This is a genomic window from Marinobacter oulmenensis (assembly GCF_014201735.1).
Lineage (GTDB): Bacteria > Pseudomonadota > Gammaproteobacteria > Pseudomonadales > Oleiphilaceae > Marinobacter > Marinobacter oulmenensis.
This window is the reverse complement of the sequence record NZ_JACHFE010000002.1, coordinates 108,087-130,161: the sequence shown is the minus strand read 5'-3', so window position 1 is coordinate 130,161 and position 22,075 is coordinate 108,087. Positions and strand designations below refer to the sequence as shown.

General features: G+C 60.7%; 21 protein-coding genes and 1 tRNA gene. 10 read left to right on the top strand and 12 right to left on the bottom strand.

Annotation, left to right across the window (positions count from 1 at the left end; all coding sequences use genetic code 11):
• Window positions 1-85 precede the first annotated feature (85 nt).
• The 6 genes from katG to HNR38_RS03795 form a co-directional block, all read right to left on the bottom strand.
• Window positions 86-2,257 (bottom strand): catalase/peroxidase HPI, encoded by a 2,172-nt coding sequence (gene katG / locus HNR38_RS03820; protein ID WP_183699973.1) that lies wholly within the window; start codon window positions 2,255-2,257, stop codon window positions 86-88.
• Window positions 2,258-2,621: 364 nt separating this feature from the next.
• On the bottom strand, window positions 2,622-2,840 hold the full coding sequence (locus HNR38_RS03815; protein ID WP_183699971.1) for a DUF2835 domain-containing protein: 219 nt from the start codon (window positions 2,838-2,840) through the stop codon (window positions 2,622-2,624).
• A gap of 7 nt (window positions 2,841-2,847) precedes the next feature.
• Complete coding sequence (gene htpG, locus HNR38_RS03810; RefSeq protein WP_183699969.1) at window positions 2,848-4,740, bottom strand: molecular chaperone HtpG; 1,893 nt, start codon at window positions 4,738-4,740, stop codon at window positions 2,848-2,850.
• 108 nt (window positions 4,741-4,848) lie between these two features.
• Complete coding sequence (locus HNR38_RS03805; RefSeq protein ID WP_183699967.1) at window positions 4,849-5,283, bottom strand: PaaI family thioesterase; 435 nt, start codon at window positions 5,281-5,283, stop codon at window positions 4,849-4,851.
• Window positions 5,280-5,750: a PaaI family thioesterase gene (locus tag HNR38_RS03800; protein WP_183699965.1), complete on the bottom strand. Its 471-nt coding sequence runs from the start codon at window positions 5,748-5,750 to the stop codon at window positions 5,280-5,282. Before HNR38_RS03800 ends, HNR38_RS03805 begins: the two co-directional genes overlap by 4 nt.
• A 17-nt stretch (window positions 5,751-5,767) precedes the next feature.
• Window positions 5,768-6,508 (bottom strand): DUF599 domain-containing protein, encoded by a 741-nt coding sequence (locus HNR38_RS03795; RefSeq protein ID WP_183699963.1) that lies wholly within the window; start codon window positions 6,506-6,508, stop codon window positions 5,768-5,770.
• Window positions 6,509-6,703: 195 nt separating this feature from the next.
• On the opposite strand from HNR38_RS03795, the gene HNR38_RS03790 reads away from it, so the two are divergent.
• The 4 genes from HNR38_RS03790 to HNR38_RS03775 are packed head-to-tail and all read left to right on the top strand — an operon-like array spanning window position 6,704 to window position 10,485.
• Window positions 6,704-7,948 (top strand): M48 family metalloprotease, encoded by a 1,245-nt coding sequence (locus tag HNR38_RS03790; protein ID WP_183699961.1) that lies wholly within the window; start codon window positions 6,704-6,706, stop codon window positions 7,946-7,948.
• 25 nt (window positions 7,949-7,973) lie between these two features.
• The gene (locus HNR38_RS03785) at window positions 7,974-8,516 is read left to right on the top strand and encodes a hypothetical protein (protein WP_183699959.1); all 543 of its coding nucleotides are present in this window, start codon (window positions 7,974-7,976) and stop codon (window positions 8,514-8,516) included.
• Complete coding sequence (locus HNR38_RS03780; RefSeq protein ID WP_183699957.1) at window positions 8,513-9,700, top strand: iron-containing alcohol dehydrogenase; 1,188 nt, start codon at window positions 8,513-8,515, stop codon at window positions 9,698-9,700. The genes HNR38_RS03785 and HNR38_RS03780 overlap by 4 nt, the downstream gene beginning before the upstream one ends.
• A gap of 20 nt (window positions 9,701-9,720) precedes the next feature.
• Entirely contained in the window at window positions 9,721-10,485 is a 765-nt protein-coding gene (locus tag HNR38_RS03775; protein WP_183699956.1) for a substrate-binding periplasmic protein, read from the top strand.
• Window positions 10,486-10,488: 3 nt separating this feature from the next.
• On the opposite strand, the gene HNR38_RS03770 is transcribed toward HNR38_RS03775, so the two are convergent.
• Window positions 10,489-12,975, bottom strand: a complete 2,487-nt coding sequence (locus HNR38_RS03770) for an ABC transporter permease (protein ID WP_183699954.1) — start codon at window positions 12,973-12,975, stop codon at window positions 10,489-10,491.
• Window positions 12,975-13,661, bottom strand: coding sequence for an ABC transporter ATP-binding protein (locus HNR38_RS03765; protein WP_183700857.1), 687 nt, complete (start codon window positions 13,659-13,661; stop codon window positions 12,975-12,977). The genes HNR38_RS03770 and HNR38_RS03765 overlap by 1 nt, the downstream gene beginning before the upstream one ends.
• Before the next feature lie 101 nt (window positions 13,662-13,762).
• Here HNR38_RS03765 and HNR38_RS03760 point away from each other — a divergent pair, with 101 nt between their 5' ends.
• The gene (locus HNR38_RS03760; protein ID WP_183699952.1) at window positions 13,763-14,398 is read left to right on the top strand and encodes an arylesterase; all 636 of its coding nucleotides are present in this window, start codon (window positions 13,763-13,765) and stop codon (window positions 14,396-14,398) included.
• Between the two features lie 18 nt (window positions 14,399-14,416).
• Here the strand turns inward: HNR38_RS03760 and HNR38_RS03755 are convergent, their stop codons facing one another.
• On the bottom strand, window positions 14,417-15,382 hold the full coding sequence (locus HNR38_RS03755; protein ID WP_246362369.1) for a YheT family hydrolase: 966 nt from the start codon (window positions 15,380-15,382) through the stop codon (window positions 14,417-14,419).
• A gap of 73 nt (window positions 15,383-15,455) precedes the next feature.
• Here HNR38_RS03755 and HNR38_RS03750 point away from each other — a divergent pair.
• Window positions 15,456-15,531 (top strand) — tRNA-Asn (locus HNR38_RS03750).
• A 42-nt stretch (window positions 15,532-15,573) separates the two neighbouring features.
• On the opposite strand, the gene HNR38_RS03745 is transcribed toward HNR38_RS03750, so the two are convergent.
• Window positions 15,574-16,317, bottom strand: a complete 744-nt coding sequence (locus HNR38_RS03745; RefSeq protein WP_183699950.1) for an ApeP family dehydratase — start codon at window positions 16,315-16,317, stop codon at window positions 15,574-15,576.
• Window positions 16,318-16,462: 145 nt separating this feature from the next.
• On the opposite strand from HNR38_RS03745, the gene HNR38_RS03740 reads away from it, so the two are divergent.
• Genes HNR38_RS03740 through darH form a run of 4 tightly spaced genes read left to right on the top strand, consistent with a single transcriptional unit; the run spans window position 16,463 to window position 19,981 of the window.
• Window positions 16,463-17,383, top strand: a complete 921-nt coding sequence (locus HNR38_RS03740) for a dialkylrecorsinol condensing enzyme (protein ID WP_183699948.1) — start codon at window positions 16,463-16,465, stop codon at window positions 17,381-17,383.
• Between the two features lie 42 nt (window positions 17,384-17,425).
• A complete protein-coding gene (locus HNR38_RS03735) occupies window positions 17,426-18,580 on the top strand; it encodes a beta-ketoacyl-ACP synthase III (protein WP_183699946.1) in 1,155 nt (384 codons plus the stop codon).
• Window positions 18,577-18,996, top strand: a complete 420-nt coding sequence (locus HNR38_RS03730) for a DarG family dialkylresorcinol biosynthesis protein (RefSeq protein ID WP_183699944.1) — start codon at window positions 18,577-18,579, stop codon at window positions 18,994-18,996. Before HNR38_RS03735 ends, HNR38_RS03730 begins: the two co-directional genes overlap by 4 nt.
• Window positions 18,989-19,981: a BtrH-related acyltransferase DarH gene (darH, locus tag HNR38_RS03725; RefSeq protein ID WP_183699942.1), complete on the top strand. Its 993-nt coding sequence runs from the start codon at window positions 18,989-18,991 to the stop codon at window positions 19,979-19,981. The genes HNR38_RS03730 and darH overlap by 8 nt, the downstream gene beginning before the upstream one ends.
• On the opposite strand, the gene HNR38_RS03720 is transcribed toward darH, so the two are convergent.
• Together HNR38_RS03720 and HNR38_RS03715 are read right to left on the bottom strand one after the other, a co-directional pair.
• Window positions 19,982-20,863, bottom strand: coding sequence for a beta-ketoacyl synthase N-terminal-like domain-containing protein (locus HNR38_RS03720; protein WP_183699940.1), 882 nt, complete (start codon window positions 20,861-20,863; stop codon window positions 19,982-19,984).
• 22 nt (window positions 20,864-20,885) lie between these two features.
• Window positions 20,886-22,061 carry a beta-ketoacyl synthase N-terminal-like domain-containing protein gene (locus tag HNR38_RS03715; protein WP_183699938.1) on the bottom strand — a complete coding sequence of 392 codons (1,176 nt, stop codon included), beginning with the start codon at window positions 22,059-22,061 and terminating at the stop codon, window positions 20,886-20,888.
• Window positions 22,062-22,075 lie beyond the last annotated feature (14 nt).

Genomic DNA, 22,075 nt, shown 5'->3' with positions numbered 1-22,075 from the left:
TCAGAAACAGAACGGCCCGGATTGTAGGAGATATGGCGGGAAGTTGATAGCCGGGACACCCGAAAGGGGTGCCCCGGCTGGCCGATCAGCTCTGCACGTCAAAGCGGTCGGCGTTCATCACCTTGGTCCAGGCTTTGACGAAGTCGTTGACGAACTTGGCTTCGTTGTCATCCTGGGCATAGACCTCCGCATAGGAACGGAGAATGGAGTTGGAGCCAAACACCAGGTCAATCCGGCTGGCGGTCCACTTCACTTCGTCCGTCTTGCGGTCCCGGATTTCGTAGACATTGTTGCCCGCGGGTTTCCAGCTGTAGGCCATGTCGGTCAGGTTCACGAAAAAGTCATTCGTCAGCTGCCCTTCCCGGTCAGTGAAAACGCCATGGCGCGTGCCTCCGTGGTTGGTGCCAAGCACCCGCATGCCACCGATCAGCACGGTCATTTCCGGTGCTGTCAGCCCCATCAACTGGGCGCGATCCAGCAGCATTTCCTCGGGCTTGACCACGTAATCCTTCTTCAGCCAGTTCCGGAAGCCGTCAGCCAGGGGTTCCAGAGGTTCGAAGGAATCCGCGTCCGTCATCTCGGCAGAGGCATCACCACGGCCTTTGAGGAACGGCACCCGGATTTCATGGCCAGCGGCCAGGGCGGCCTTTTCAATGCCAACGCTGCCGCCAAGCACAATGAGGTCCGCAATGCTGGCACCGGTCTCAGCAGAGATCTGCTCGTAGACTTTCAGTACCTTCGCCAGACGCTCGGGCTCATTGCCTTCCCAGTCTTTCTGCGGCGCCAGGCGGATATGCGCGCCGTTGGCACCACCGCGCATGTCGGAACCTCGGTAGGTACGGGCGCTATCCCAGGCGGTGCTGACCATGTCACTGATCGTCAAACCACTGGCCGCAATTTTTTCCCGGACCACTTCCTCACAGTAGTCAGTGCTGCCAGCCGGTACCGGATCCTGCCAGATCAGGTCCTCGTTCGGCACTTCCGGACCAATGTAGCGGGTCTTTGGCCCAAGATCCCGGTGGGTCAGTTTGAACCACGCCCGGGCAAAGGCATCTTCAAAGCGGGCCGGATCCTTGCGGAAATCCTCCAGGATGGCGCGGTAGGTCGGGTCCATTTTCATCGCCATATCCGCGTCGGTCATGATCGGGTTATAGCGGGTGGTCATGTCCTCGACATCGACCGGTTTGTCTTCTTCCTTGATGTCCACCGGCTCCCATTGCCAGGCACCAGCCGGGCTCTTCTTCAGTTCCCACTCGTGATCGAGGAGCATATCGAAGTAGCCCATGTCGAATTTGGTCGGGTTGGTGGTCCACGCACCTTCAATGCCGGAGGTCACGGTGTAGCGGCCCTTGCCGGTCTGGTTCGGGTTTTTCCAGCCAAAGCCCTGCTCTTCCACGTCTGCCGCTTCCGGCTCGGGTCCGAGCGCTTCGGCATCGCCGTTGCCGTGACATTTACCCACAGTGTGGCCACCGACAGTCAGTGCCGCGGTTTCTTCATCGTTCATGGCCATCCGGGCAAAGGTCTCCCGGACCTGATCCGCCGTCTTGAGCGGATCCGGCTGGCCATTGACCCCTTCCGGGTTCACATAGATCAGCCCCATCTGGACTGCTGCCAGCGGGTTTTCCATGGTGTCCGGCTTGTCGACATCGCCGTAGCGTTCGTCAGAAGGCGCCAGCCATTCCTTCTCCGCTCCCCAGTAGATGTCTTTCTCCGGGTGCCAGATATCTTCCCGGCCGAACGAGAAACCAAAGGTTTTCAGGCCCATGGATTCATAGGCGACGGTGCCGGCCAGGATGATCAGGTCGGCCCAGGACAGCTTGTTGCCGTATTTTTTCTTGATCGGCCAGAGCAGACGGCGGGCCTTGTCCAGGCTGACGTTGTCCGGCCAGCTGTTCAGCGGCGCAAAGCGCTGGTTACCGGTACCGCCACCGCCGCGACCGTCAGCAATCCGGTAACTGCCGGCGGCGTGCCAGGACATACGGATCATCAGGCCACCGTAATGTCCCCAGTCGGCCGGCCACCAGTCCTGGCTGTCGGTCATCAGTGCGTGAACGTCTTTTTTCACGGCGTCGAAATCCAGTTTGCGCACCTCTTCCCGATAGTCGAATGCTTCGCCCATCGGGTCGGTTTTCCGGTCGTGCTGATGGAGGATGTCCAGGTTCAATGCCTCTGGCCACCAGTCCATGTTGTCGTGGCCGGTTGCGGTGTTACCACCGTGCATCACCGGGCATTTGCCTGTGCTGTTGTTCTGGGTCATCACTCTTCTCCTGTTTTTGCCGCGTCTGCAAAAGCATCTGTGTGAGTAAATCAATCATAAGTATAGATCGTTCACTTAGGCTCTGGCGCAAACCTCCCTACCGAGGGCATAGCAAACGTCTATCGACTTTCCCGCTCATTCCGGGCCGCGACGCCACTATTGGGCGATGGCGTAATCACGCCAGTAATCGGCCAGAATGCCGAGAGAGTCACTCCATGCTACCGACGTTTTTTTGAACAAGGCTGACATAGGGCAACTCCTGCGTTAACGAGAACAGGGTCACTATAGGTCAGGGCAAAAACAAAGGATAATTAATTAAAAAAACAATTCTGAAAGTATTTTTTTATGGAAGAACAGGAAATGATCAGAGGCGCTGGATGGTGACAAATTTGCCCGCATCATCAAACAGGATAAGGAAGGTGCCTTCAATGCCGTCTTTGAGGAAAAAACGGGAAAGGATACGGGCCGGGAAACGGACAGAGCGTCCGTCCCGGGCCGTGGTGCGAACATCGGTGGCAACCCCCTGATAGAGCTTGATCCACTCTTCAGGGGTGATGCTCACGTCCACAATGATCTGCTGCATCGATCACTCAGTTGGAAAGTTCGAGCAGCAGGCGGTTCAGGCGGGTCACGTAGGAACCGGGGTCGGCCAGCTGCTCGCCGCTGGCCAGGGTCGCCTGGTCAAAGAGCACGGCAGACAGTTCCTTGAAGCGATCTTCACTCTGTTCGCTTTCAAGGCGCTGCACCAGCGGGTGCTCCGCGTTGATCTCGAAGATCGGTTTGCTCTCGGGGACCTTCTGGCCGGCCGCTTCCATGATTTTCTTCATCTGGGCGCCCATGTCGAACTGGCCGACCACCAGGCACGCCGGGGAATCCGTCAGACGGTTGGTCACGCGCACTTCCTGAACCCGGTCTTCCAGCGCACTCTGGATGCGCTCAACCAGCCCCTTGTGCTCTTCGGCCACCTCTTCCTGATGTTTCTTGTCTTCCTCGGTCTCCACTTCGCCGAGGTCCAGATCCCCGCGGGCGACGTCCTGGAACTGCTTGCCGTCATACTCGCTGAGGTAGCCCATCATCCATTCATCGATACGGTCAGACAGGATCAGTACTTCAACACCCTTCTTGCGGAACACTTCCAGGTGCGGGCTGCTCTTGGCGGCCGTGAAGTTGTCACCGGTGATGTAGTAGATCTTGTTCTGACCGTCTTTCATCCGGCCGATGTAGTCATCCAGCGATACGTTCTGGGCGGACTCGCCGGTGTGGGTGGTGGCGAAACGCAGCAGGCCGGCGATTTTTTCACGGTTGCTGAAGTCTTCAGCCGGGCCTTCCTTGAGCACCGTACCGAATTCGTCCCAGAAGGTCTGGTAGTCTTCGGGCTGTTTCTTGGCCAGCTTGGACAGGGTATCCAGAACCCGCTTGGTCATGGCGGTACGAATGCTGTCCACCGTGCTGTCGTTCTGCAGGATTTCCCGGGACACGTTCAGGGACAGATCGTTGGAATCGATCACACCCTTGGTGAAACGCAGGTACAGCGGCAGGAACTGCTCGGCGTCATCCATGATGAACACCCGCTGCACGTACAGCTTCAGGCCGCGCGGCGCCTCGCGGTTGTACAGGTCAAACGGCGCACGTTTGGGGATGTACAGCAGGCTGGTGTAGTCGAGCTTGCCCTCGACCTTGTTGTGGGACCAGGTCAGCGGGTCTTCGAAGTCGTGGGCAATGTGCTTGTAGAACTCCTTGTATTCGTCGTCCTTGATTTCGGTGCGAGGCAGGGTCCAAAGGGCGGTAGCATCGTTGACGGTTTCGTCCTCGCCCTTCTTGTCTTCTTCCTCGGATTCGGACTTCATGATCACCGGGAAGGAGATGTGGTCGGAGTACTTCTTGACCAGCGTGCGCAGTTTCCAGCCGTCCGCGAATTCCTGTGCGTCGGATTTCAGGTGCAGGGTGATTTCAGTGCCCCGCTGCTCGCGCTCGGTCTGCTCAATGGTGAATTCACCGTCGCCTTTGGACTCCCAGTGCACACCTTCACTGGCGGGCGCGCCGGCACGACGGGTTTTGACTTCCACCCGGTCAGCCACGATGAAGGCGGAGTAGAAACCGACACCAAACTGACCGATCAGCTTGCTGTCTTTTTTCTCATCACCGGAGAGCTGCTTGAGAAATTCCGCAGTGCCGGATTTGGCGATGGTACCCAGGTTGGCAATGACATCGTCCCGGGTCATGCCGATACCGTTATCGGTGAGGGTAACCGTGCCGGCCTCCTTGTCGTAATCAAGACGGATATGGAGTTCGGTGTCCCCCTCAAACAGGCTGTCGTCCTTCAGGGCGGCGAAGCGGAGCTTGTCCTCGGCATCCGAGGCGTTGGAAATCAGCTCACGGAGAAAAATCTCTTTATTCGAATACAGAGAGTGAATCATCAGGTTCAGCAGTTGCTTCACCTCTGTCTGGAATCCAAGGGTCTCTTTATTGGCTTCTACCGTCATGGGGTGTTGCTCTCCTGTTTCTGGATTAGGTGAAAGACCTGGGTATTGTTTACTCCTCCAGAAAGTGGGGACAGGCGTGACCTTTTCAAGCCCTGTTATCCGCCCGGTCTAACCATCCAGAAGAAAATGCGCTCTGGCCGTGGCAATGGGTTCTTCCCGGGACTTCTGCCAGGCCAGAACCATGACGTTGGACACCCGGTTCCCCTGCCGGGTCAGCCGGCATTCGGCGTAGGTTTCCCGGTTAAGCCCGGCACGCAGGTAGTCCAGCGAGAAATCCACAATCCGCGGCAGCCGCAGGGTATCCTGGGCCATGACCAGGTAGATGGCCGCCGACAGCTCCATGAATCCGCCAATCACGCCCCCGTGGATAGCCGGAAGAATCGGATTGCCAAGGTTGCTGTCCTTTTTCGGCAACCGGAAGATGAGGTCGTCACCAAAGCGGTCACACTGCAGCCCGATCCATCCCGCATAGGGAATGCTTTCGAGCATGGGGCCGAAATCACCGGTCTGCTGGGTGTAACGAAGGGTTTCCGGGTTAATCATTCCGCCTCTCCGGTGATCAGTTTGCGGTAGGATTTGGGCGTTGCCTCCTTGCCAACCCTCATGAAGGTGCCGACGCAGTTGGCTATGGTCTTTCCGCCTTCATGGTAGGCCTCGCAGCGAGTGAAGATGATGTTGCGCGTCACCCGGTAGGTTTCCGCCCTTGCCAGTACCGCCTTGCCCGCCTCCGCCGGCCGCATATAGTCCACCCGCAGGTCCAGGGTGGGACACAGCTCCAGGTCCTCCAGGGCGCACATCATCACCGAACCGGATGCGGTATCCATCAGAGTGGTAATGGCACCGCTGTGCATGGCACCGGTTTCGGGGTTACCGATCAGCTGCTCGTTGTAGGGCAACTCCATGACCAGGTAATCCTCGCCCGCCTCTCTGGCGATCAGCCCCAGCCCCCGGGCCTGGTTCAGGGTTTCAATGAATCGGTTAATCCGGCGGATTCGGGTCTCGTTGTTCATCAGCTTATTCCGGACGGTCAGTTTTTGGGTGTGGTTTCCGTGGCAACGCGCTGGGGCGGTTCCTGATCGAACACCTTGCCCGCACGCAGGGCCTCCAGCGCATCGGAGTGAAATTCCCGCCGGTAGAGCACGAACACCACCAGCGCAGAGACGGCCATGAATACCACCGGATGGATAAACCAGGCAACCACGGCCAGCGCGTAATAGAAAGAGCGCAACCCGAGGTTGAACGCATCGCCAGCCAGATTACAGATATGGCCTGCGTGGCGGGCAAAGGCCTCACGGGCGGCGGGGCTGGTCTTGGTATCGCCGGGCAACGGGGCGCTGCCGATCATGACCGCGACAAAATTGTACATGCGCATGGACCAGGTGAACTTGAAAAAGGCATAGATAAAAATCGACAACAGCACCACCAGACGCAGTTCCCAGATTTCCCGGGTGGGCACCAGGCTGAACGGCAACGTTGAGAAGATTTCCATCGCCTCGGAAGTGTAGCCGAGTGCAGTGATGATACCCGCCAGAATCAGCAGGCAACTGGAGGCAAAGAAGGCGCCGTTGCGTTCCAGATTACCCACCACCGAGGCATCGGAGATGCGGTTCTCGCGCCGGAGCATCACCCGCATCCAGTCCTCACGGTACATGTCCAGGCTGTTGGACAGACAGGCCCGGCTGTCGGCACGGTTGCGCGAATACCAGGTATAGCCGATGGAGCAGACGAGAAACCAGGCCAGCGCGGCAAACTCCAGATAATAGTTCATGGGGCGAACAGCCTTGTCAGGGATGGACCGGGGATATAAAGCAGTGAATCACATGATACGACAAGGGTTACAGAGGAGCCACCACACAGCCATAAGGGCACAAATGAAACATGTGTGTTATATAGTATCGGCATTATGCCCGATGACAGGAGACTGATAGTGAATGCCGGGACTTTCTCCAGATGGTTCGCGATTATGGCAGTGTTCGCCCTGCTCACCGGTTGTACGGTTAACCCGGTAACCGGTCAGAAACAGCTTTCTCTCATTTCCGAGAGCCAGGAACTGGAAATGGGCGCCGAACAGTATGTGCCCACCCAGCAGACCCAGGGGGGGCGGTTCTATATTGACCCGGAGCTAACCCTCTATGTGCAGGAAGTCGGCGAGAAGCTGGCCCGGGTCAGTGACCGCCCGGACCTGCCCTACGAATTTGTGGTTCTCAACAACAGCACCCCGAATGCCTGGGCTCTGCCCGGGGGCAAGATCGCCATCAACCGGGGCCTGCTGGTTAAGCTGGAAACCGAAGCCCAACTGGCGTCGGTACTCGGCCACGAGATTGTTCACGCCGCCGCCCGGCACAGCGTCCAGCGCATGCAGCAGGGCATGATCATCAGTGCCGGCGTCGCCGGGCTCGGGCTGGCGCTGTCTGATAACGAATGGGCCGGCCTGGTGATGGGCGGTGCTGCCGTTGGTGCCCAGCTGGCCCTGGCCCAGTACAGTCAGGGCGACGAACTGGAATCGGATGCCTATGGCATCCGGTACATGAAAGCCGCTGGCTATGACCCCACCGCCGCTGTGGAACTGCAGCAACTGTTCCTGGAGCTGTCTCAGGGCAGCGACAGCAACTGGCTTAACGGGCTGTTTGCCACGCACCCGCCCTCGGCAAAGCGGGTTGAGAAAAACCGGGAACTGGTCCGGCAGCTGGGCGCCGGTGGTTACGTCGGTCGCGACGTCTATCAGCAGAAGACCGCCATCCTGAAAGAGCTGGAGCCAGCCTACGAGGCCCATGACAAGGCCCTGAAGCTGGCATCCGATGGCGACTGGGCCCCGGCCCTTAAAGCCATCAATTCCGCCATCAGCCAGGTACCCCGCGAAGCAATGTTCTATGCCCTGCGCGGCAGGATCCACCAGGCACAGGGGGACCGGGAACAAGCCCAGCAGGACTTTGACAAGGCGGTCTCCCTGTACCCGGAAATGTTCAAGTACCAGCTTTATGACGGCCTCAATGCCCTGGACATGGACAATCTCGAACAGGCCAGAAATCACCTGAACCGGGCCAACGAGGTGGTGCCCACATCGATTGCCTATCTGCGCCTGGGTGATATCGCGGTCCGGCAGGGCCGGCGGGAAGACGCCAGAGCTTACTATTCAACGGCGGCACAGGCCGGCGGTGATGTCGGCGCCGAGGCGCAGAAGAAACTGGCAGCGCTGTCCGGCAATTAAGGTCATTGGAGCGGAGCTCACGCCTATGCCCCATCAGCGACTGCCATTGCGGTTCCGGCTCCGACGGCTGTACGTCACCGTCATGTTTGCGGTTATGGGCCGGGCGCTTCAGGCACTGTCCGAGGTGGATCGGCAGTCCCGCCGGGAAATCACCGCCCTGCCCCACGGGTTTGTGTTCGAATTGACCGTGATGCCGGATGGCCCCGGCCTGGCCGTCGAGCATACCGGTAACGGGCACCTGGTCTACCACCGCCAGCCGGCCGGGCCGGTCGATCTGTCCATCCGGTTCAAGCACATCAGCCATGCCTTCCGGGTCGTGGCGTTTCAGGAAAAGACCGCCGTCTCCTTCGCCAGTGAACGCATGGTGGTCGACGGCAACATCGCCTTCGCCGTCCGGCTGACACGGGTAATCAACCGAATGGAAACGTTCATTCTTCCCAGAGCACTGGCAAAACGAGCGGTCAAGGAGTACCCCTCCGATCTTCCGATCACGGAAAAAGCCACCACCGCAGCCCGCATCTACCTGCGGATCCTCACCCATCCCGCTGGAACGCCGAGGACACAATGAACAGTCAGTACTATGAGTTCTTCTGTCCGGTCAAAGTGATTGCCGGCCACGCGGCCCTGGAGCACATCCCTTACGAACTGACAGGGCTCGGTGGCTCCCGGCCCATGATCATCACTGACTCCCGGGTCCGGCAGGCGGGGCTGCTCTCCCCTCTGTTAACAGCCTGCCAGGAAGGGGGGCTGGAAGTGGTGACCATCTATGATGAGGTGCCACCCGACTCCTCCACAGCGGTGGTCCGGGACATTGCCCGGGTATACCGCGAGCAGGACTGCAACGCCATTCTGGCCGTCGGCGGCGGCTCCTCGATCGATACCGGCAAGGCGGTGAACATCCTGGTCTCCGAAGGCGGAGAGGACCTGACCCAATACAGTGGTGCCGGCATACTGCAAAAGCCATTACGCCCGTTTGTGGTGATTCCGACCACCGCCGGAACCGGCTCGGAAGTCACATCTGTAGCCGTGATCACCGACGAACATAAAGAGGTCAAACTGCCGTTCACGTCCTCTTTTCTGCTGCCCGACGCCGCCGTTATTGACCCGCGCATGACCCTGACTCTGCCACCAATGATAACCGCCGCAACCGGCATGGACGCCCTGACCCACGCCATTGAAGCGATCACCGGGCTGGGCAGCAATCCTCTGAGCAACGCCTATGCCACGGCAGCCATCCGGATGATCAGTCAGCACCTGATTGCGGTAATGGATCATCCCCGGAATACCGAGGGCCGGCTGGCCCTCGCCCAGGCAGCGACCATGGCCGGCATTGCTTTCTCGAACTCCATGGTTGGGCTGGTACATTCACTCGGACACGCCACCGGAGCCATCTGCCATCTGCCCCACGGGTTGTGTATGAGCCTCTATCTCCCGTATGTTCTGGAATACAATCTGGACCGTATACGTGGCCCTCTTGGCGAGCTTCTTCTGCCTCTGGAGGGCGCTGAAGTCTATGCAACCACGAGGGCCAACGAGCGTGCCGAAGCATCTATCCGGGCCATCCGCAAACTCAGGGATCAGCTTCATGAACGCTGCGATCTGCCGCGCACCCTTCATGAAACAGGTCGTGTGCGCAGGGATCAACTGGACGACATTGCCCGGCTCGCTCTGGATGACGGCTCCATCCTGTTTAACCCCCGGGAAGTCACCCTGAACGATACCCAGGCCATACTCCAGAGAGCCTGGACCTGATGCCAGCAATGGATAGAGCCATGTCCCGAGCTACCAGAGTCATTGGCCGTTGCGCCGGTTTTCTGCTGATGATCAGCCTGTGGGCACCGGCCCATGCCCATAATGACGGGGATGACGTTTTCCATTTCAATGTGTCACCCAATGGCTATCCACCGTACCTGATCGTCGATGGTGACCGGGTGTCGGGCATCATGTGGGATGTCATGTCGCTCATCCTGCCCAAACTGGGCTATGAACTGAACGCCAGGAAGATCCCCCGCAAACGGGTCGATCAGATGCTTCGGAAAGGCTATATCGATGGCACACCGAGAGCCCGGGAATGGACCACCGACCCCGAAAATTTCCGATTCACCGATGCTATCGTGTATGTGGAGGAAGTGTTTTTCTTTCGTGAGGACTCCGAGCTGGAATACCATCGGCCCGAAGACCTTTTTGGAAAAACTGTGGTGACCCCGCTCGGCTACATCTACCCGGAGCTGACCACCTATTTTCAGGACGAACGGATAAAGCGCTTCGATGTCTCACGGGACCGGAACATGTTCCGCTACCTGCTGCACAGTGACAGGTTCGACGCTGCCCTGGCGGATCGACTGGTTGGCAAATGGATCATGCGCCAGGAAGGTATTGGCGGGCAACTGCGCAGCTCCAGCAAATCGATCAGCCGCTACGGGCTCCGCCTGATGCTGCGCAGGGATAACCATGCCTTCGCCGAGGCGTTCAACAGGGAACTGGAGAACGCCCGGGAAAGCGGCGAGCTCGACCGGATACTCGCCGACTACCGCTGAACCTTACTCCAGGCGGCGCAGAAGCAGCATTGGCGACACCTTGAGCACCGGGCCAAGCTGCCAGCGCCCGAACAGTGCAAGCAACACCGCGCTGATGAACGGGATCGGCAGAATGACCTCCCAGTGCCACCGGAAGGTGCCCTCGAACATCCGGGACTGCAGCACGTAGACAGCTCCCTCCGCCGCCAGCACACCCAGCACACCGGCAAAGAAACCAAGCAACGCAAACTCCAGCATGGTGCTACGTACCAGCAGGGACTGCTGCCCGCCCAGGGTCCGCAGCAAGGCGCCCTCACGCTGACGGTCCCGGAGTGTGGCGCTGACCACGGCGGCCATAACCACCAGCGCCGCAGCCAGTATCAGGCCGAGAATGGCCTCGATGGCCTGGGTCACCTGCTGAACAATCTGCTGGATACGGGCAATGATGTGGTCCACCTCCAGTACCGAGACCGTCGGGAACTGGCGGGAAAACGCATTGAGCGCCGTTTTGCGGTCTTCCGGCAGATAGAAACTGGTGATCCAGGTCGCCGGCAGATCCGACAATGCCCCGCCCGGAGGAAACGCCATATAGAAGTTTGGCTTCATGCTGTCCCACTGCACGGTACGGATACTGGTGACCGGTTCGGTGACACGCTCGGAGCCGACGGTAAAGGTCAGACGATCCCCCAGCTCCAGGCCCAGTCGTCCGGCCAGCTCGGCCTCCACCGACACGCCTTCGGTCTCGCCCCGGGCGAACCACCGGCCCTCGACAATCTCGTTATTCTCCGGCGGCTGGGCCATCCAGGTCAGGTTCAGCTCCCGGTTAAGGGCATTGATCCGCTCATCCTTGCTCACCGCCTCCTTGACGGGCTGGCCGTTGAGCTCCACCAGCCGGCCACGCACCATCGGGTAGACGTTTTCCAGCGGTGCGTCCCGTTCGGCCCAGAAGCTCTCAACCTGATCCACCGACTCCGGCCCGATATTGATCAGGAAGTGGTTGGGCGCATCCGCCGGCAACTGGGCCTGCCAGTCATTGAGCAGCGACGTTCGAACCAGTACAAGCGTGGCTGCCAGCATAAGCGTCATGGCAAACACCGCCATCTGGGCGAGGCTCGCCTGCCGGTGCCGGTAGAGCCCCACCAGTGCCAGGCGCCAGGCGTTACCCCCGCCGCTGACACCTTTCAGTGCGGTCATCAGGGCCCAGCCCAGCAGAGCCAGCACGCCAAGAAGCAGCACCAGACCACCCAGCAGGGCCGCCACCAGAGTCAGTTCACCAGCGTACATCCATACCAGTCCGAAAATGGCCACCAGCGCAATGACAAGGTCCGGGATGGCTTCACGCCCGGTCTCGCCCGGCTGGGCGCGCAGTACCCGCATGGCCGGCACCCGGCGCAAGCGGCGAATCGGCGGATAGGCAAAGGCAAACAGTGACACCAGCGCCGTCAGCAGGGCCGGCGCCAGGGCGTTCGGATCAAGATAGACATCAATCGGGCGTTCCAGCACGTCAGCCAGCATCTGCACCAGCAGCCAGAACAGGGGCAGCGCCAGCGCAAGCCCGCCGGCAACGCCAACCAGCCCCCAGAGCGCAAGCCGCCGCAGATACAGGCGCCCAATGCCCGGGCCCGGCAGCCCCAGGGTTTTCAGCAGGGCCACGGTGTCCCGCTGGGACAACGCATACTGCCGGCTGGCCACCGCAACCGCCACGGCTGCCAGCAGCACCGCCAGACTGCCACCCAGCAGCAGGAAACGTTCCGCCCGCTCCAGTGACCGGGAGAATGTCTCGCCGTCCCGGACGCCTTCCCATTCATGGCTGGGCTCCATCTTCGGCTCCAGCCATTGATAGTAGGCCTCAAGGGACGCCTCATCGCCGGCGAACAGGTAGATGAATTCAACCCGGCTGCCTTCCTGAACCACGCCGGTCGAATCCACGTCATCGACGTGCATCATGATCCGGGGCGCCAGTGATGACAGCCGGAAACCGCCATCCGGCTCGCGGATCAGCAGTCCGCTGACGGTCAGCTCCCGGTTGCCAACTTCCAGGGTATCGCCGATATCCAGTTGCAGCAGGTTCAGCAAACGGGGGTTGATCCAGACCTCGCCGGGTGCCGGCCCGTTAGCCACCATCTGTCGGTTACCATCCCGATCCTGCTGAACTTCCACTTCACCGCGAAGCGGATATTCATCACTGACCGCCTTTACGGAGACCAGTTGAAAGGCGTCATTGCCAAAGACCATGGTGGAGAACTCCACCATGCGACCGGTTTCCAGCCCCCTGTCCTGTGCCTCCAGAATCCATTCGGATGGCACCGGCCGGCCATTTTCCGCCTCAAGCTGGCGGTCGGCCGCAAGAAAGCTGCTGGCCGAGGACACCAGGGTCCGCTGCAACTGGCTGGCAAACAGGGCAATGGTCGCAACCGTGGCCACCGCGATAACCAGTGCAGCCAGGACCACCCGCACGTCCCGCTCGCGCCAGTCGCGACGTACCGACATCAGTTTCTTCGCAGCCGCCATCAGTCTGCCAGCTCCCGGGCCGCTTCCGGCTCTGTCAGGATGCCCGCTTCAATATGCAGTTGCCGGCCACAACGGGCCGCCAGGTGTTCGTCGTGGGTGACCATGATCAGGGTGGTGCCCTGCTCGCGGTTCAGGTCCATCAGCAGGTCCGACACCGCCTGCCCGGTACGGTTGTCGAGGTTGCCGGTGGGCTCATCCGCAAACAGCACCGCCGGATCAGAGGCAAAGGCCCGGGCAATGGCGACACGCTGCTGCTCACCACCAGACAGCTGGCGCGGGGTATGGCTCAGGCGTTCCCCGAGGCCGACCCGCTCAAGCAGTTCCCGGGCGCGACTCTCCGCCGATTCGATTCCGGCCAGTTCCAGTGGCAGCATCACGTTTTCCAGTGCACTCAGGGCCGGCAGCAGTTGAAAGGACTGGAAAATAAAACCGACCCGGCTGGCCCTGAGACGGGCCCGTTCGTCTTCACTCAGGCGACTGATCACGGCACCATCCAGTTCCACTGTGCCGTCGCTTGGCGTATCAAGGCCGGCAAGCAGTCCCAGCAATGTGGTCTTGCCGGAGCCTGAGCGACCGACAATGGCTACGGATTCCCCGCGATTGATTTCCAGATTGACCCCCTGCAATATCGTCAGGGGATCGGTTTCCAGGTTAACTTGATGAGTGAGGTCACTGGCCCGCAGCATGGGGCTGTCTTCGGTCTGGCTGAATTCCGTTGTCTGGTCCACGGTGACTCCGTCGTCTGGTTTACGCTCTCACGAATGGTCTAAAGGTAGATAATCTCATTATGCATACGGTATTGAAGCGCCTGGGATCAATCCCGCTTCTGTGGTTCCTGCTACTCGTCACACCGGTTCTGGCCCAGGCCAACACCCTGCTCGTTGTCGGCGACAGCCTCAGCGCTGCCTATGGGGTGCCGTCCGAAACCGCCTGGGTCCAATTGCTGCGCGAACGCCTCGGCCAGCGTGACAACGACTGGCAGGTAGTCAATGCCAGCATCAGTGGCGAAACCACCGACGGTGGCCTTCGCCGGCTGCCGGACCTGCTGGAAAAACACCAACCCGATATCGTCATCATCGAACTGGGCGGTAACGATGGCCTCCGCGGCTTTCCGCCTGATGTCATCGAATCAAACCTGGCCGCCATGATCGAGAAGGCCCAGGCCGCCGATGCCCGGCCGTTGCTGGTCGGCATGCAGATTCCACCGAATTACGGTCCCAGATACACGCGCATGTTCGCAGATATCTACCCGAACCTGTCCGACCGCTATAACGTGCCTTTGGTTCCCTTCTTTCTGGATGGCATCTACAACCAGGACGGCCTGATGCAGGGCGACGGTATTCATCCCACCGAAGCAGCACAACCGAAACTGCTCGAGAATGTCTGGCCAGAACTGCGCGAGGTACTGCCAGACAACGGGTGATAGCTACCGGAGCGGTCTTTACGCCCAACGCTGCAGGAAGGACAGAGCCCGGGCTTCGGACCAGTAAATGCCGTCCCGGCCATGCCGGACAAAGCCGACATGGCCACCCCATTCGGGCATTTCCAGGGTAACCCAGGCTCCCAACTGGTCCCGCCGCCTTGGGTAGCAGGCCGCGGAGAGAAACGGATCGTCACCAGCATTGACCACCAGCGCCGGCACCCGGATGTCCTTCAGGCGCGGCAGTGCCGAACATTGTGCCCAGTAATCCCCGGCGTTCCGGAAACCGTGCAGAGGGGCGGTGTAGCGGTCATCAAACTGCTGGAAGTTGCTGATCTCTCCGTAGCCGGCCGTGCTGATCAGGTCCGGAAACATGACTTCCTTCTGGCGCATCTTGCCGTACAGATCCTTCAGGAACCGCTGCATGTATATCCGCCGGCTAGGCAGCGCCAGCATGTCGGCACTGCCCGCCAGATCCATCGGCACCGAATAGGTGACGGCGCCGATCACCCGACTGTCGACCTGCTCGCCCTGCTGGGCGAGATAGAGCAGCGTCAGATTACCGCCCATACTGAAACCTGACAGGAACAACTGCCGGTAGGCTCGGCGACCGGCATGCCGGAGCACGGTAGCCAGGTCCATGGTGGCACCGCTGTGATAAAAACGTGGCTGGCGGTTCATCACGCCCCCGCAGGACCGGAAGTTCCAGGCCAGCACGTCCCAGCCCTGTTCGAGCAGAGCCCTGGCCAGCCCCAGGATGTAGGGTCTGCGACTGTGGCCCTCCAGACCATGGGACAGGATCGCCAGACGCTCGCTGCCCTGGCGATACCAGTCCAGATACAACTCATCATCATCCGGTGTCGGGATGACTTCGGTTTCCGGCTCGTCCAGAGCGACACGGCGAAACAGGCTGGGCCACACCGACTGAACGTGGCCATTGCGCAGCCATACCGGCGGCCGGTACTCCGGAATCACACTTGTGGTCAATTTTTAACCTTCCATTTCAGGGGCTTGACGGGGCAAATCAAAGTACTTAATATGCGCGCCACATTGATGCTGTTCCCCGATAGCTCAGTTGGTAGAGCAACGGACTGTTAATCCGTTTGTCGCTGGTTCGAGCCCAGCTCGGGGAGCCACTTATTCCGAAAAGCCGCTGCCAATCAGCGGCTTTTTTCGTTTCAGGCGCCAGCCATAACGGTGAACACACCGGCCGCCAGTAACCGATCCGCGCTCCAGGCCTGAAAACGGCACTGCACAGCGCCTGGCTGGGCGACCTCCTCCTCGACCTGCACCGACAGATCGGCGGGCGCCACCAGATACCCCGGGCCATAACAGGCCAGCGACCGAACCATGACCACCATGGCCCGCCCAAACGAGAGGCCACCACCGGCTACACTCCGGCACGCCATCAACTGGGCTGCATACTCGAGGCTCATCCAGGCCGACAACCGGCCTTCAGTATCCACCAGCGGGTTGTCGGGCGCCACTGACAGATCGCAGACTGCGACCTTTTCTGACAGGTAAAACCGTTCGATAAGACGCATCGCCCCGTCGTGGGGCAAATCACGGTAGACCGCATCGGTATTCTGCGGTCTGCCTGATACTGGCGACCGGGGACCGATTTCATCCGGGTCCGGCGGCACGGAGCTGAATCGGCCCTTAACAACCACCCTGTCACCGGTACGGCCAACCAGGGCCCAGCCATCCCCGCCTTTGTCCTGCACCGTGATATCCAGGGCCAGCCCCGGCGACAGGGGCTCCAGCAGACGCAACTGCCTGACGCTGGTAATGGGCTGGCCCGTCAACCGCCCCAGCCCTTTGGCCATTTCATCCAGCATCACCACAGCGGGCACAAGAGGCTGGCCCGGGAAATGCCCCGGTAACGCCGGGTGATCCCGGGCAATCAGGATTTGAAAATGCATGTCTCAGCTTGCTTCCGAGAGGATTCAGATGGCACTGGACCTGTGCTATAGTCCCGCGCTATTCGTGGTGATGACCGTTTGTTAAGGAACCGCTGGACGGCTCCCTGGCGCGAAAGATTCTGGCACAGAGTTCTGGAAGCTGACAATGAAGAAGGTACTGGTCGTACACTATTCCCAGAGTGGACAACTGGATAGTGTGGTAAGGGAGTTTACACGACCACTGGTCGAAGCAGACAACATTTCAGTGACATTCGAGAACATCCGGCCAGTAAACGACTATCCGTTCCCCTGGCCGTTTCTGACGTTCCTGGATACCTTCCCCGAAGCAGTGTACCAGGACCCGGCGCCAATACAGGACCCGGCCCTGAGCGGCGATGAGGATTTCGATCTGGTCGTTCTGGCCTATCAGGTCTGGTTTCTGTCACCGTCTCTGCCGATGACGGCTTTTCTCAACCACCCGGTTGCCGGGAAGCTGCTCGCCGGCAAGCCCGTGGTCACCCTGATCGCCTGCCGCAACATGTGGCTGATGGCCCAGGAGGACATGAAGCAGAAACTCCAGGCCCTGAACGCGGAACTGGTTGGCAACGTCGCCCTGGTGGATGAAGCCGGCTCGGTCATGAGTTTCTTTGCCACCCCGCTGTGGGTGCTCACCGGCCGTAAAGGCCCTTTCTTCAAAGGGCTGATCCCCAGAGCCGGGGTATCGAAACAGGATACCCAGGGCAGCGAACGTTTTGGCCGGCGGATACGGGATCGCCTGACCTACAGCGGCCAGGTATCCGCCGACATGTTCCACGGCCTGTCCGCCGTTACCATTAACGAGGGGCTGATCTCCAGCGAGAAAACCGGTAAGCGGGCCTTCCGGCTGTGGGGGCGGCTGTTGCGCTCACTGGGTCCCCGAGGCGCCTGGCAGCGCAAACCGGTGCTGGTTTTCTATGCGGTTTTCCTGCTGGCGATGATCCTGACCGTGGTTCCGGCCGGGCTGCTGGCGAAGCGCCTCGCCGCGCCCCTGATGCGCACACGGGTTGCCCGCCAGAAGGCCTATTTCAGTGCCCCTTCGGGGGAATAATGGAACGTCCGGCCCGGCGCCGGCGAGTGAGCTTTTGAATCAATGAGCAACGTTTACATTACCGCCATTGCCGCCGCGTTACCGAACGAGCCCGTCGGCAATGACGAGATGGAATCCGTCCTGGGCCAGGCGGGCGCCCAGCCCTCCCGCGCCCGCCGGATCATCCTGAAAAGCAACCGGATCAAACACCGCTATTACGCGGTCGACCCGAAGACGGGCCAGCCGACCCATACCAATGCCGAGCTGACCGCCGAGGCCATCCGGGCCCTGGGTGACCGGTTCAGCCAGGAAATGGACTGCCTGGTCTGTGGTACCAGCCTGCCCGACCAGTTGATGCCCAACCATGCGGTCATGGTCCACGGTGAGCTGGCATCCCCGCCGTGTGAAGTCATCGCCACCGCCGGCGTCTGTCTTGCCGGCATGTCCGCCCTGAAGTATGGCTGGATGGCGGTCGCTACCGGCCAGCATAAACGGGTTGTGACCACCGGCTCGGAAGTGGCCTCAGCGGTTATGCGCGGCCGCCTGTTTGAACCGGAAGCCAGGTCTTCCGCCGATACCCTCGAACGCAAACCGGAGGTGGCTTTCGACAAGGACTTCCTGCGCTGGATGCTCTCGGATGGCGCCGGCGCTGTCGCCATGGAGCCGCAACCGGCCCCCCAGGGGCTGTCGCTGCGCGTGGACTGGATTGATATCCGGTCCTTCGCCAACCAGCTCGATGCCTGCATGTATGCCGGCGCCCGCAAACGGGAGGACGGCAGCCTCGAAAGCTGGAAAGACCTGCCCCACGACACCTGGCTGAAAGAATCCATTTTTGCGGTGAAGCAGGACGTCAAACTGCTCAATGACAACATCATTGCCGCCACGATTGAGCAGTACCTGCCTGATATCATCGGGAAATACGGGCTCCGGGCGGAAGACATCGACTGGTTCCTGCCGCACTATTCCTCCGGTTATTTCCGGGAAAGGCTCTATGAGGCATTGAAAGCGTCCGGCCTGGACATCCCCTTCGAACGCTGGGCGACCAATCTGCCGGACAAAGGCAACACCGGCTCCGCCTCCATCTACATCATGCTTGAGGAACTCTTTGCCTCCGGCCGGCTCAGGGTTGGACAGAAGCTGCTTTGCTGGGTGCCCGAAAGCGGCCGGTTCTCGTCCTCATTCATGCTGCTGACCGTGTGTGACCGGGAGCAGCCATGAAGGTTGATGACGTACCCCAGGATGACGCCCGGTCTTTTGAGGGCCAGCGCAAAGCGCTCTATGCCCGCAACGAAAACGGCGAGTACACCACCGCGCTGTCCAGCGGCTGGGAGGCCGAGGAAGTGGTTCTGGAGCAGGCCCTGGAAGAGTACAGCCGCTTTGCCCGGCAGGCCCGCCAGCGGGTGAACGAGGGACTGACCTCTCCGCTTGAATACCACATGTACGCCCATCGCATGGACATCACACTGCTGGCCCAGGCTACCGGCCTGTTCCGCTGGCAAGTGCGCCGACACCTGCGGCCGGCGGTATTTAACCGCCTGACCGACCGCAAACTGCGCCGGTATCAGGAAGCGTTCCAGATGACCGTCGATCAGTTGCGTACCCTACCCGCCGAACAAAACGGACAAGATGACTGACTTTCACCACCAGCAGACGGCCCATTGCGAAAGCGGTGCCGTGGCGGCACTGCTTCGCCACAACGGCCTCGAGCTTTCCGAACCCATGGTTTTCGGGCTGTCTTCGGCTCTGACCTACGCCTACATTCCTCTGGTGAAAATGGGGGGCATGCCCCTGCTGGCCTATCGCATGCCGCCGGGCCGCATTATCCGTGGCCTGGGTAAGCGCCTGGACATACGCTTCCGGTTTGAGCGTTTCCGCAAACCCGAGGCCGGAACCCGGGCCCTGGACAGGCATCTGGACGCCGGCCACCCGGTCGGGCTTCAGGCCTCGGTCTACTGGCTGCCTTACTTCCCCGAAAACATGCGGTTCCACTTCAACGCCCACAACCTGGTGGCCTATGACCGCGAGGGCAGCGACTACCTAATCAGCGATCCAACCTTTGAACACCCGGTGCGGGCCGACCGCAACGCGTTGCAACGGGCCCGGTTCGTCAAAGGGATGCTGGCACCCAAAGGCGTCATCTACTACCCGGAGCAACTGCCACAAACCGCCGATATCGCGGGTGCCGTGCCCGAAGCCATACGGGCGACCGCCAACATGATGCTGCGTACGCCCCTGCCTTTCATTGGCGTGCGGGGCATCCGCTATGTCGCCAGGCACCTGGAGCGGCTTTCCCCCGGCAATGAGCACCACAATCGGCTGCTGATCGGCCATATGGTCAGGATGCAGGAAGAAATCGGAACGGGGGGCGCGGGCTTCCGTTTCCTGTTTGCCTCTTTCCTGCAGGAGTCGGCCGGGCTGCTCAGCCGCGACGAGCTGTCAGCGGCGGCCGATCAGTTCACGGACGCGGGCGACGAATGGCGGCGTTTTGCCCTCTATGCCGCCAAGATGCTGAAGGGGCGTTCGGAGATGGACTATGGAAAACTCGCGGAGCAGCTCCGGACAGTCGCAGACATGGAACAACAGGGATACCAGCAACTGCTGGACCTGAACCTGCGCTGATCAGGACTCCCGGGGCCGAACCACCAGGGCATGAAAACGGCCGTCGTTGTCGGCAGCCACGACAATCAGCGGACGCACGTTACCGGACTGGAGGTAACGCAGGAGTGCCCCCGCCGCATGCCCCGGATAGGCAGCCAGGTCCGAATGGTAGATTTCCAGGCCAGCCCCGCCCTCCAGGCACGCCAGGTTTGTGTGTTGTCGGGTCCAGGGGGAGCGCGACAGGCAATAGCCTGTGCCGGAATCCAGCCCCTCAAGCCAATCGGCCAGCCTGTCGGCATCCGTCAGCGTGACCATGTCGGTAATCGTGGCCAGACTCCCGGGATGGCCAGCAGGCGCCGTCAATAACCAGTGACTGCCCTCACCAAGGGGCGTATCGGCAGTCAGACCCAGCCGGAAACGATGGTCCTCCAGCGGAAGCACCGCCTCATCCACCGCACCAACCAGCGCCGAACTCACAGTGCCGGTCGCCATATCCATGGCCGCCAGCTGCAGCGCGGCCACCAGGGAAGCATCGCCCCGGGAAACAAACAGGTTCCGGTGCCCCAGCCCGAGATTACGGGCGACAAAGTAGCCTGCCGAGTTGCTCAGGGTATTGATGAAGTTGGCAGGCTTGGGCACCACCCCGCCACCCACCATCTGTTCGTGAACCTTGGTGGTGTTACCCAGCGACGCAAAACGGGAGCCGATGTAGAGCCCGGTATCCGGCGGTAAGGTCCGACCGGCCACACAGCGTCCGGAACCGATCAGCGCCAGTTGCGTGAAACGGTCGATACGCCGGAAGCGCTCCCGGCAGTAGTCCGCCACAACGGGCTTGAGATTATCGAGCCCGGTGTCGCCGGCCACCGGCTGGTAATGATCTCCCACTGCGATAATTTCCAGCATGCCCTCTCCTGCCCGCGTTGGTTCAGCCCTGGTGACGAATCACCAGGCTCGCGTTGTTACCACCGAACCCGAAAAAGTTCAGCAGATAGAAGCCTTCGCCGGCCACAACCGGTCCGGTCAGCGGCGCCACGCCCAGAGCCGGGTCGGCTTCGGCAAATCCGGCACTGCCAGGCAGGCGCCCCTGGTTGAGGGCCTCACACACCAGCAGGCTTTCCATGACCCCGCAACTGCCCAGGGTATGACCCAAGGCCGCTTTCAGCGAAAAGAACGGGGGCACCGGATCAAACACCCGGCGCATGCCAGCGGCTTCGCCGTCATCATTCAGGGGGGTCGCGGTTCCGTGGGCCTTGATCACCCGGATATCCGATGGCTCAAGACCGCCTTTACCAAGGGCATCCTCCATAACCGAGGCAATGGTGGTGCCGTCGGGGTTCGATGCTGAAATACTGTAGGTGTCACAATTGCTGGCACCGGACCAGAGCAGGCAACCCGGCTCATCAGGCCGACACCGGCTCAACAGCATGGCGCCGCAACCTTCGCCCAGCACCAGGCCGTCCCGGCACCTGTCGAACGGTCGCATACCCTCGTCCGCCAGCAGCTGCATGCCATGGAATCCCGCCAGGCTGGTATCGTTCCGGCTTTCCAGACCGATCACCAGCGCGTGCTCACTGAGACCGGTGGCAATGGCGGCGCTGGCACTCAGCAGGGCGTTGGCCGTGGCCGTGCAGGCCGTATTGAGCGCGAAATCGGCGCCATGGAAACCGTGCACCTGCTGCAGATGTCGACTGATCTGGCTGAATCCGTCCAGCGGCAGTGGAATCGCATTACCGGGATCATCCCGGTACTGCGACCGATACCACTCCTCGGCGATACCGATGCCATAGCAGGACGATCCGATGAACACCGGAATCGCGGAGCGCTCCTGAGAACTGAGCGGGTAGTCGGCCAGCAGTTCGGACACCGCCTGATCAAGCAGCCAGTGCAGCCGCGCTTCGGCCGTTTCCGGCGCCTGTCCGACCCCCTGATACGGCACCTCGATCGGCTCCTCGAAACCGCTCAGGGAAAGCCGGCCAGGCAGTGACGAACGATCACTGAACAGGGCCTGGAGGTTGGCCGCCTTGCCATTACCCAGGGCGCTGACAATACCGGTGGCCGCGATCCGCACAGGGACCGACCGTGTCTGCTGGGTTGAAGTCATCGGTTCGTCGGTGC